Below are 11757 nucleotides of genomic sequence, written 5' to 3' on the forward strand. Positions count from 1 at the left end.
AGTATCGCTACCCGGACCCGAGTTTGATCTGGTTCTCACCCTTTTTGCTTCGTCGACTTAAAACCTGCGATTTTTTCTCCGTTATACGGCTCCCTTACGCTTTCTTCTTTTTGAAGACGGCAAGATATGTTCTTTTTATCGCAACTTCCCACAGCCTGTTCAGTTTGAAATGATCCACTGAGCGCAGTTGCAATTCTTGAATCCTGGTTTCCATTTCTGCCACGCTTTGATGTCGCAAAGTCTTCGCGGGAGAATGAAGCCGCCTCTCGAACGGGGGCAGTTCCTCGGTAATGGTGTAGAGCGGACCCAATAGTTCTCGGGCAGCTTGTACTGTGTAAAATTTGGAAATTTTAAAGCTCCCAACGTTGTTGCCGTAAGCGTCAAGGCCCCCTAACTCCTGAAAAACAGCATTTTGCAGGTCATCGTCCCTAACAAGTTTGCCTTGGCCGAGATAGACGATTTCGATCAGCCCTTTTTGCTCCATGGCTTCGTAAAGCTTGAAGCTGCACGGGCCGTACATGCAAAATTCGCCCACGCTCACGTCGGACACCTGGCCCTGCAGACCCGAATAACAAACACCATTGTTTTCGGCTTCCGTTTCGTCACAAAGGTTGAGCAAGGCCCCCCAAGTAAGATTTGGGATGAAAGGCGGCAAAAACTCGGGTAAGGCGTCAATTTTTCTGACTACAATATCTCCGCCCAGATCCGCCTTTACATATGAGTTGGCATACCAACTGTTCCAAACGTCCACAGACATCTCAACCGGGGTATGAAAAAGCGTCTGGTCATTGTTTAGGCGATCAGAGAAGTAAGCATCACTTCTCCAACCTTGGGGCGTTTTTACCAGCCCTGCGACTTGAGAGATACCCTTGGCTTCGATCAGTTCCAGGGTGGCTTTCAAACCAATTGACCTCGAGAAAAGGAAAAACCTAGGTAAAAAGCACACGTAATTGCACGACGAAGCGAAGGTTTTAATCTTGTCGACAATGTTTATCATCCCGTCCTTCGGGGTCGATAGGACTGATATTTTTACCCTGTTGTCGCGGCTTGTTACTTCGCCTTCTTCGAATTCGAAATTCACAATAAACAGCGCAGAAACTTGCACTTCGTCTATCGCCGTGACCGAAGCCATAGCCTCAATCAATTCTCGTTTGGTGCCGCACAGCATAACCAGCAAAACGGACTGTTGGTTTTCACCATTCATAGGTCGTACTTCTCCGCTGCGGCTTTAAAGATATCAAAGTCTCGGTGGAATTTTCTTGAAAAACTATCCTTCAGGCTTTGATCTACATCCTGAGAGCCCTTAGAACGACGAGAAGCGTTTAGCCTCTTTTCTTCAAATTGGTATTCAGTCGCGCCGACTTTTTTTGCCAGATCCATCATAGCGGGGGCAAGATTTTCCACGACTCCTACGAGGTCATAGGGAAAATAGTCAAAAAATACTGATTTATGCTGATGATACCAGTGGCGGTCCATTGAGTAGTCGTCTTGATTGGTCACGAATTCAAGGAACTGCTCCAGACTAATATTTTCTGAAATGGCGCTGATTTCAGAAGTGCTTTTCCCGGTTGTCGCCTTAATGATCTTTTGGCGGTTTACCAACCATTCATTGCGAGCGTAGCTTGGGTTGTCATATTCTTCCATAAGGTACTCGCTGACCCTAGAACGGTAACAAGATACAAACCTTGACCAGGGTTCACGCAAAACAGTGAACTTAACAACGCTCGGGTCTAAAAGGCGTTTGTAGAACTCGTCATAGCCAAGATCCAAAGGACTAAGAAAGTTCATGGCCCGTCTATTGTGCGGGCTTTTTCCCTCGGGTGGATATTTCCCGTTTTCAATTCGGCAAAGCTCGAGCTTGACTTTGGAACTTGCATTCTTTGAGCACGAGACGAAAATGATGCGCCGTTTCGGAAGATACAGCATATCATTCCAGATTAGGTCGCCCCAGTAGTTCTGATCCAATAGTTCTTGAAAAAAGGCTTTAGCTGTCAAAGTTCCAGCTCCCAATTGGAATGTTGCAACCGTATCGCTTTATGATCATTCAAGGCCGCGTCAGTTCTCTTGCCAGGGAACAGAAAGAACTTTACGCCAATAGCGGCCATCGAAGTTGCGAGACCGTCTAGGCGTCCGCGCAAAGTGCTGAATTCCGGATTTGTTTTGCGGTGGTGCTGCGTTATCAGAAGATTTGTGTAATACACGCCGATCTTTTCTGACAGCTTTGAGACTTGATAATAGAAATGCTCGTGCTCACCCATGATTTTAATGTCATCCAGCCAACTAATTCCGTGATCTGTGAACACTTCTCTACGTATGAGCGCAAAATTATTCACGGTCTCTACTTTCGCTACAAAAGCGCATTCATCAAGAAATTCCCTACTGTTCTCAATATAAACGGCTGGAAAAAATGTTAGCCTGCCTTCATGATTTTTTATGAAGTGGGCAAAGGACGTTGGTATAATTGAATTGACCTTGCCATTTCGATAGTCATAGTTTTCAAACATCCCTCCGATAATGGAGATTTCGGGGCGCTCGTTAAGTACTTCCAGAGCGCGATCCAGATTCAGCCTATTGTCGAATACAAAATCGTCGTCACACAGGAAAACGATTGGCTCCTTGGTTTCCTTGACTAGAAGATTTCGAGAGTAGGACAGCCCTGCATCTTCCTCGACCAGGAAGATTTTTGCTTTGTACTTGTCTTCAATGGTTTTGTATTCTGGTTCATACTTGCCTTGTGCGGCGATATTAATTTTTAGGTCGTAACCCAATTGCTTCCGAATAGACTTAACAAAATCCAAACAACACTGCGGGCGCTTTGTTGTTGTGAATATTATCGTGACGTCACTTTTCTTGAGATTGGTTGCGTCGTCTTCTGATTTTATAGAGGGAGTGGATCTTTTAACCTGCGAGGGCAATCCTTCCCGCATCAATGCGCCAATTAAGCTATTGTGGTTCAGAATTTGTCGGCGCGTAAGCTTTTTTTGTTCACTCGTGAACAGAGCATTGTAAAGCATAACAACGTCGGAATCTTCAACTCGGGGTTCAAACTTGATATGGTCATCCCGTCTTACCCAAAAGCTCTCGAAATCTTTGAAATGTATTGGGTGAAGCTTTTCTTCTGCCTCCAAGTGGCATTTATTCGAATGGTTTTCAACAATCGGCGTCAGTAGGTCGGCACCAATTTCTGTCCACTCGAATAATTCATCATTTTTTATCTTTTCTCTGATCTTGGCGTCAATCTCGTTTTTGTAGTTTGTAATTACGACGCCATTTGGCCTGCTGGCCATAATGTTATTAGTAACTTTCTTGATCGTTTCGGTTTTTTTCATTCCCCAGAAATCGTATTCGTTCAGTTTGCTTTGAATCTCGGGGATAATATCGCGCCTAACGATGCAATCGACATCAAGCCATAAACCGCCAAACTTTTGCAGCAAGGCAACGCGGTAATAGTCGACTTTCAAGGCCAGGTTGTTTCTGTTAGGATCCGACATTCGGATCTTTGAAAAATCAATATCTATTTCGCCTAAAAGGTTGTTGATTTCCTCGGGCCCTACAATTTGAAAACGTCCAGACAATCGCGATTCCGCGATTTCCGCGCACATCTTGAGATAGGTTGGCATTTGTTTGCCTGGAAGATTTTCCCAGTACATCCAGACTGGAAACTCGGAACTATCTGGCATACTTGCACCCTTTACAATATGTCTGCGCGTTCCTAGACCGGCAACCTCAGCATGGCAACTGCCGATCCCCTTCAGTATTGCGCAGATTCACGCCGACTGTCCATCAGATGACCCGCACTACTGATCCTTTAATCATAGAGAGATCATGCATATGGCCTCAATGTGTTTCCTCGCTGGCCAGGCAATTGTGCTGACCGCGTTTCCTGCCGCAGCCACCCTGCCTATTACTCTATGTACCGGCCTTATACTGTGTGGAAAGCAAGCCAGTTTTGACCCATGCCTTGAGAGCCCTGACACGTTCGGCGTTTGGGCCAAACTTGAGAACTGCCTTCAACAATCTCCGAACAACTTTTGCGTCGATCCGGCTTGCCTGTGGAATCCAATCTTGTGAAATGAGTGGAAACAACTCTGATACCTGATTATCGAACTCTTTCTTTAGGTTGGAATGAAGCCCCATCCGACACCAAAAGACCATCTTGAGCAACCCGGCTAGCATATATCCGCCATCTATAGGTCCGAGATTTTGGATATGGTTCAGCTCAAACATTTTCAGAGCATTGTCGAGGACGTCGAACCGCTTTCTGCTTTTGTCACCGGTAATTCGGTCGCCGTGCCCTTCGCGGTAGTACAATCCAACCGTATCAATAATGCCCACTCGACCATTCAACGCTAAGGCTTGCAGGTGGACGCAAACATCCTCGAAAACCTTTCCGTAAGGAAAAAGAATGTCGTTCTCCAATAGATACTCGCGGCGCCAAATACGGGCGCAGACCTTTGGTTGGGTAATGTAAACCTCTGGAACGTCAGAGGGTCGAAAAACCCGTGATAAATTACCCTGCAGAATTCTGCTCCATACGGCTTCGTCATAGAACGGGCGCTTTTCGCCGCTCGGCTCGCCGTGAATCAGCGTGCGAGCAAATACTTGGTCGCAGCGAAACTCCGAAGCAAAATCCGTTAATTGCCGGTACACCCTTGGTGCAACGAAGTCATCGCTGTCAAGAAACGCGATGAACTCGCCCTCAGCTTCTGAAAGTCCCGTGTTTCGCGCTGCGGAAAGTCCGCTATTGGGCTGTGTCACAATCCGATGGCGCACATTTGATGCGTTCAGGAGGGTTTCAGCGATCTGGCTACTCTCGTCCGTAGAGCCGTCATCGACAACAATGATCTCCAGATCCAGGGTCTCGGCATTTTTCAGGACGCTGTTCAGATTTTCACTGACATACACGGCATCGTTGTATAGCGGAACGACCACACTCAGAACAGGGTTGGTTGAGGGGGAATTCGTCATCATTTTTCGACAGTGGGCTTAGAGAATTGGCGCAGGTCAAGGTCGGCCCGACGGAGGTGGCCCTTAACGTTTGATAGGCCAAGAGCATTCCTTTGTCCATCGGGGCAAAACGGGCGTTGTCAGAAGATTCTGATGTAAGGTGCTGGCGTGCGCATGTGTCGATATTGGCGGTTCTTGGGCGACTTATTCGCGATCGTTGCGGGCAAATAACGATCTCTGGTTGTCTCGATCACCGTTTCAAAGGACCGGTGAACTTTGAATGACCAGAAGTGCGCAAAAGCGAAACACATCCACAAAAGAAGTTTGATGCATCACGGTCAATGCGTCGATTAGGGAAACAGTTTGATCAGGCCTACTTGAGTGGTCCAATTTGATTGTTCGCGCAGACCAGCTTTTGGTCCTTCTGAACAATGGTTTCCAGAGTTGGTAGTTTATTTACCATGCACTGTGCGGGCGTATCTTGTCGTTGTGCTGCCCGCCGACAGCCGCGCGAGGCACGTTTTGGCGATCAGATAGCCATTTCAATTTGGGCACCGGGAAAGGCGCTGATCGCTGTGCTCATCTGCTCTTCAGGCAGTGCGCACAACGCCGTCGACAACCCATCTGCGATGGCGGCACTGGGCGCGGAGACCGAAACAATACGATGAGGGCGTTTGTCCGACGTGGGGTTGAGGATATGACCTTGCCCGGCGGTCAGCATCAGGCTGCCAGCGTCCGAGGTCGCAACCGCGCGGTCCCGCAGCGTGATGGTTTTTGGGACCTTGCCAGCATGCCCGGCTAGACCAACCTGCCAGTCCCGCCCGTCGCCGCGCTTCCCGTGGGCGGCGATCTCTCCCATGTTCACCAGCACATCTTGCAGTCCGTGCGATATCAGCATTGCACCGATACGGTCGGTGATGGCGCCTTGCGCGATACCATTCAGCGTCACGGCGGACATTCCGGGTTGAGGAAGGCGGATTTCGCCGGTTTGTACAGATACGCGGTGCCAGCCGACCGAAGCGCGGGCCTTCTCGACAAAGGCTGGGGATGCGCCGGTTGCAAGCGCGTACCAGAGCGGCTGAATGGAAGGGTCAAACACTCCTTCGGTGGCTTCGAAAAGTGCCGTGCACAGACTGAGGATGTTGAGCATTTCAGGGGCCGGCGCGAACAGTTGACCATCGCGGTTCAAGTTGCTGAGTTCGGATTTGGGCCGGTAAAGGCTGAAGATGTTTTCCAGCCGGTCCAATTCTGCTTCGACTGCCGCGAAGATCGGTGCGGCTTGCGTGTCGGTCAGCCCCTCCAATCGCAAACTGGCTGCTGCCCCCAGCGCGACGCCGCGCCAATGGGCCACCGGTGTCGGCTTTGCGCTGACAGGAAAGGCCGCGCAGGCGGCGGACATGGTCAGGAACCGGCGGCGGGAGAGCGGGGTCATGAGGGGGTCTCCAGTTTCAGGTCCAGGTCGACGGGACCAAGAACTTCGGCATCGGGAATGTCGGACAAGGGCAGGGCGCCGCCGCCATATTGGCTGATGAAGATCTGAGCATCGGCGGGATCGGCAAAAGGCACGACCTCGCGCGCGCCCATGCCGCCCGCGACATTGGCCCCGACCACAAAGGTCGCGCCATCGGCGGCGATCCAGTTGGATTGGCCCGGCTGTCGCCAGTTGGGCGCGATGCCCATGTCGCTGACATAGACAGCGGTGATTTCGGCATCCCGTTCAGGGCTTTTCAGATACGCTACCATGTCGCGCACCTGTGCGAAGAACAGCGGCGTAGGATAGCCCTCAAGATGGATCTGTCCCTTGGGGCCGCCATGTTCGGCGATGTTCATCTGGCAGAAAAAGCTAAGCGCATCCGGGGTTAGGTCGACTGGGTCGGGGGCCTCGGCCACCTCCTCCTTGCAGGCCGTCAGGGCGATGAGGGTGATCAGTGCCAGGCGTTTCATGGCTCAACCCTCCGGAATGCGGTGCGGGCAAGTGCAAAGCCAATCACCGGCCAGATCAACAACGACGCGGGTGCGGCCCAAGCAGGTAGGGCCTGAGCGGCCCCGGTCATACCGGATGCCATCGCCACACCTTCGGTCGCGGCGATGTTCCACAAGCGGAATGCGTCGGCCGGGTTGGCCACCATCACCCATGGAAAGACGGATTGGGTGAAGGTGCCGCCCTTATCCATGACGACGGCCCCCAACAGGCCCAGATCATAGAGGACGACAAAAACCAGCCAGAGCCCGGCCGACAGACCTGCCGCCGCCGTGGCGCCCCTAGCCAGAGCAGACAGCAGGTAACCCAGCGCCAGAAACACGGCGCCCAGCAGGATGGATGTGAGGATGAGGCGGACCAGTGCCATCAGGCTTTCCGGCCCCGCGCCGCCGAAGAAGGTGGCCACCGCGCCTGCGGTGCCAAAGCCGACGGTCATGGCGAAGGCCAGCGCGGCTAGATGGGCAGTGAACTTGCCCAACAGAATCTCGCCGCGCCCCGCAGGGTAGGACAGCAACAGCGACAGGCTGCCCCGGTCCACGTCTCCGGCGATTGCGTCGAACGAGATCATCAGCGCAAGAAGGGGCGCGAGGTAGACCGACAGCGTGGTCATCGAGGCAACCGAAACGGTCAGCATGTCAACGCCCAGCGTGCCAGTTGGGGCGCTGCCCGCAAAGGTCAGCGCCAAGGCGAACAGCACCATGATCAGCGTGGCGACCAGCAGCCAGCGATTGCGGCGCAGGATCAGCATCTCGGTGCGGGTTATGGCGAGGAAGCGGGTCATTGCAAATCCTCCTGGGCGTAGTGGCGATAGAGGTCTTCCAGCTTGGGCGGGGTCATTTCCACATCTGCTACGGCGTCACCCAGCCCGGCGATGCGGCGCAGGGCCTCCATCTTGTCATCGGGTGAGCAAAGCAGTTCCACGGATGCGCCATTGATCCGGTTGCCGCCCAGTTCCGCGGCCAGCGCGTCAGGGTTGGTACTGGCGCGGACTTTCAGGCGGATCGGCAGACCGGCGAGTGCTGACAGGTTGTTCAGCGTGTCATCGGCCACCATCCGACCCTTGCGCATGATCGCGATGCGGTCGGTCCGGGCTTCGACCTCGGTCAAAGCATGGCTGGCGATCAGAACGGCGGTGCCCTGCGCGGCCAGTTCGTCGATAATGGCGTAGAGGTCTTGCCGGGAAATCGGATCCAGCCCGCTTGTCGGCTCATCCAGCAGCGCCACCTTAGGTTGGCCCAGCAGAACCTGCGCCAGACCCAGACGTTGCCGCATCCCTTTGGAATAGGTGCCGATCCGTCGGTCCAATGCGTCACTCAGACCAACGCGCTCCAGCAGACCGGGTACATCGACTTTTGCTCCCGAAAGCTGAGCAAACAGGGTCAATTGCTCGCGCCCTGTAAGGGCCGGGTGGAACGACACCGCCTCGGGTAGATAGGCCGTCTCGCGCCGCGCCTGCGCGCTGCCGGGGGCAGCGTCGCCGATCCGAATTGCTCCGCCGCGGATCGGTGTCAGACCTAGGATGGATTTAATCAGGGTCGATTTGCCCGCGCCGTTATGACCCAGCAGCGCAACGCGCTGACCTGGGGCTAGGGACAGGGTGATATCGTCAAGAACGCGGGTCTTCCCTCGGTCCTTGCAGACATGGTCGATAGACAGGGCCTTATCCGTCATGAGGCACCTTTTTCATTGCTGAGGGTTCAGTGGCTTGCATTAGTGGGTTGCTGTCCATCACACCGCCCGGCAGCAGTGCCGGGAAGGCCGATTGAGACCAGCGCACCAGCTGCACGGCAGGAGAGCCGAGCAACATTTTGGCTGCGGGTTGGGTCCACAGCACATGGTCCATACTGTCATTGGGGCGATAGGGGGCGTCGGCGATGCCGTTGCCATCCACATCGTAGGCGGCAAAGTCGGACCAGTAGTTACCGCGCCCGTCTTCGGACCATTCGACCCATTTGGTCGAGACGTATTTCACTTGCGTCCGGTTCCCGACAAAGGCGTTGCCAAGGATGCGGTTGCGTTCGGACCCCGCAGTAAAGTGGATGCCGATACCGCAGCCTTGGAACCAGTTGTCGGTGAAATCGTTCTTGTTCGAGTTATAGAGGAAGGTGCATTTTTCCTTCGCACCTTTCACAACGTTGCCGGTGATGACGCTTTTGTTGGCATAGTTCAGCATCACGCCATGTTCTCGGTCGCCGATGGAGATATTGTTGGCCACGGTTACATTGGTTGAGAACATCACCGCATAGCCCAGATCATTGCCGATTGAAACGTTATCGCTGACAACAGAGTCATCGGCGTACATATAGTGCACCGCAAAACGCAGATCGCGGAACAGGTTGCCGGTGAAGGTGTTTTGCTTGGATGAGTTCACAAAGATCCCGTCACGGCCGTACCGAATATCATTGCCGTCGACAACTGCACCCGGCGCATTCCAGACATAGACGCCATTGCCGCGGTCGTTCATCCGCCGGTCCTGACGCCCTTCGATCCGATTGCCGCGCACGATGCTGTCTTTCGCTCCGTGAATGTCGATGCCGTAGAGATTGCCCAGCAGCACATTGTCCTCGACCACCGGCGCTTGGGCCGTCTTGGTCAGTTGGATGCCGCTGTCGATCCCGTCATGATCCGAACCGGACCCGATCACTGTCAGCCCGCGCACGGTTACGCCGGGCCCGGTCACGGTAATGACGCTGCCTTCGCCTTGGCCGTCGATAGTGGCCTGTCCCAGCCCGTCGAGGGTAACGGGCCGGTCCAGAACCAAAGTCTCGGTGTAGACACCGGGACTCAGGCGGAGAGTGTCTCCATCCGCCGCCTGCGTCAGTATTTCAGTGATGGCCCCCGCCCGGTTGGGCACATCCCAATCCGCTGCCCAGAGGGGCGAGCCGAGCAGGAGCGGTATGAGCAGGGGCCAACGCATGGTTACGCGCTCCGCGGCTCAACGAACATCCGGCCGCGCATTTCCATGTGCAGCGCGTGGCAGAACCACTGGCAATAGAACCAGTGGACGCCGGGACGGTCGGCAATGAAGGTGACCGAGGCGGTCGCCTGTGGGCCAACTTCCATCGCGATACCGAAGTTCGACAGGCAGAAGCCGTGGGTTACGTCATCCACATCATCAAGGTTGGTGACATAGACAGTGACTTCGTCACCCTGCTTGACGGTGAACTTCTCCATGCTGAACACAGGTGCCACGGAAGTCATATAGACCCGCACCTTGTTGCCATCCCGGATCGGCTCATCCGCGCCATAGTCCAGATCGACACCATCAGCTTCAGCCTGTTTGCGCGCATCTTCCCACATCGGGTCGTTGCGATCCCAGACATTGACCGGGTTCACTTTGGACCGGTGGACAAGAATCGAGTCATGCGGTTCTGCAAAGGTCGGGCCGTCATGGACCACCTTCATCTTGTCGCCCGAGATGTCGATCAGCTGCTCGTTTTCAGGCTTCAGCGGACCCACATTCAGGAAGCGGTCTTTCGAGAATTTGTTCATCGAAATCAGCCACTTGCCGTCAGCCTCGGCGGTTTCACCCATCGAGGTCGAATTGTGGCCCGGCTGATACTGAACGTCCACCTTGTCGAGGATCGGATCAACGTCCGCACCGCCATAGGCCTCAATGGCTTTGGCGATGTCCCATTTCACCACCTGGCTGTCCAGGAACAGGGTGGTGTAGGCGTTGCCCTTGCCGTCGAATGCAGTGTGAAGCGGGCCAAGGCCCAGCTGCGGTTCGGCGACGATGGCCGAGCGCGGATCAGCATCCTCTGCAAACAGCGCATCGACTTTCTCAACATCGATCACGGAAACGGTCGGTGACAGCTTGCCGTTGATCATGATGTGTTTCTTATCGGGTGCGGCGTTCACACCGTGCGGCGAGTTCGGGATTGGGATATAGCGGGTCAGGTTGCCGCCGGCCTCTTTGCGGCCGTCCACGACCTTGACGCCGTTCAGTTCCTGATAGTTCCCGGCAGCCACAGCCTCTTCGATGCCTTTGAGGTTGAACACCACCACGTGGTCCAGCTCGTTCTCGGTCATCTCGGCCAGGTTCATACCCATTTCCGAGTTATAGGAGGTCGAGAACGCATATTTGCCCTGATAGTCGCAGTCAGTGTTGTCGAGGTTGCCCGACACCATCACCTGCCACGCGATCTCCATCGTATCACCGTCGATGGCGGTGAAGATGTTCACGTATTGTGACGGATCGTCGAGGATTTGGCCGTCATTGACCAGCGGGGCCTCGTGCTCACCATTGGCAAAGATGTACCCGGTGCGCGGGTATTTCTGCGGACGCAGACCGTGGATGTCATGCGCGTTCGGGATCTCGATGATCTTGTCGCATTTCATCACGTCGCAGCGCACACGGGCAACGCGGGTGTTGGCCTTGTCGTTCATGAACAGATAGCGTCCGTCATAGGTGCCATCGGTGAAGGACATGTGTGGGTGGTGCAGGTCACCGTTGTCATAGGTGACCTTGCCGTTTGCAGCCAGAAACTCTTTGGTTTCGGGCAGCAGGCCTTCGGTCAGGATTTTCAGCGATTCATTGGTTTGACCCCAACCCGTGGCCGAGCAGCGGTTGAACACCGGCACCCGCATCAGTTCACGCATTGAAGGCACGCCCAAAATGCGCAGCTCACCGGTCTGGCCCGAGGACCAGAAACCATAGTATTCGTCCAGCTCGCCCGGTTCCAGATGGGCGTTGGCAGCAGCGCTGGCTTCGCGGGCGGTCATCAGGGTCGAGCCCAGCCCGGTCCCGGCCAAAACCGCACCGGTGGCTGTAGCTCCCAGCATTCCGCGGCGTGTGATGTTCAGTTTGTTTTCAGTGTCCGACATGA

10 protein-coding genes are annotated in these 11757 nt (G+C 54.4%); all 10 read right to left on the reverse strand.

Going from position 1 to position 11757, the window contains the following annotated elements; all coding sequences use genetic code 11:
• Positions 1-94: 94 nt before the first annotated feature.
• On the reverse strand, positions 95-1204 hold the full coding sequence (locus ACR0IY_RS15365) for a hypothetical protein (protein ID WP_480674752.1): 1110 nt from the start codon (positions 1202-1204) through the stop codon (positions 95-97).
• The gene (locus tag ACR0IY_RS15370) at positions 1201-1995 is read right to left on the reverse strand and encodes a sulfotransferase family 2 domain-containing protein (protein ID WP_480674754.1); all 795 of its coding nucleotides are present in this window, start codon (positions 1993-1995) and stop codon (positions 1201-1203) included. Before ACR0IY_RS15370 ends, ACR0IY_RS15365 begins: the two co-directional genes overlap by 4 nt.
• On the reverse strand, positions 1992-3680 hold the full coding sequence (locus ACR0IY_RS15375; protein ID WP_480674756.1) for a glycosyltransferase: 1689 nt from the start codon (positions 3678-3680) through the stop codon (positions 1992-1994). Before ACR0IY_RS15375 ends, ACR0IY_RS15370 begins: the two co-directional genes overlap by 4 nt.
• A gap of 229 nt (positions 3681-3909) precedes the next feature.
• On the reverse strand, positions 3910-4971 hold the full coding sequence (locus ACR0IY_RS15380; RefSeq protein WP_480674758.1) for a glycosyltransferase family 2 protein: 1062 nt from the start codon (positions 4969-4971) through the stop codon (positions 3910-3912).
• Between the two features lie 505 nt (positions 4972-5476).
• Complete coding sequence (locus ACR0IY_RS15385; protein ID WP_480674760.1) at positions 5477-6379, reverse strand: FAD:protein FMN transferase; 903 nt, start codon at positions 6377-6379, stop codon at positions 5477-5479.
• Complete coding sequence (locus tag ACR0IY_RS15390; protein ID WP_480674762.1) at positions 6376-6891, reverse strand: nitrous oxide reductase accessory protein NosL; 516 nt, start codon at positions 6889-6891, stop codon at positions 6376-6378. Before ACR0IY_RS15390 ends, ACR0IY_RS15385 begins: the two co-directional genes overlap by 4 nt.
• Positions 6888-7709 carry an ABC transporter permease gene (locus ACR0IY_RS15395; protein ID WP_480674764.1) on the reverse strand — a complete coding sequence of 274 codons (822 nt, stop codon included), beginning with the start codon at positions 7707-7709 and terminating at the stop codon, positions 6888-6890. The genes ACR0IY_RS15390 and ACR0IY_RS15395 overlap by 4 nt, the downstream gene beginning before the upstream one ends.
• On the reverse strand, positions 7706-8599 hold the full coding sequence (locus tag ACR0IY_RS15400) for an ABC transporter ATP-binding protein (protein ID WP_480674766.1): 894 nt from the start codon (positions 8597-8599) through the stop codon (positions 7706-7708). Before ACR0IY_RS15400 ends, ACR0IY_RS15395 begins: the two co-directional genes overlap by 4 nt.
• Positions 8589-9845 carry a nitrous oxide reductase family maturation protein NosD gene (locus tag ACR0IY_RS15405; protein ID WP_480674768.1) on the reverse strand — a complete coding sequence of 419 codons (1257 nt, stop codon included), beginning with the start codon at positions 9843-9845 and terminating at the stop codon, positions 8589-8591. Before ACR0IY_RS15405 ends, ACR0IY_RS15400 begins: the two co-directional genes overlap by 11 nt.
• Positions 9846-9847: 2 nt before the next feature.
• On the reverse strand, positions 9848-11755 hold the full coding sequence (nosZ, locus tag ACR0IY_RS15410; RefSeq protein WP_480674770.1) for a TAT-dependent nitrous-oxide reductase: 1908 nt from the start codon (positions 11753-11755) through the stop codon (positions 9848-9850).
• Between the last annotated feature and the right edge of the window lie 2 nt (positions 11756-11757).

The sequence above is a fragment of the Ruegeria sp. BC1 genome, from assembly GCF_056539305.1.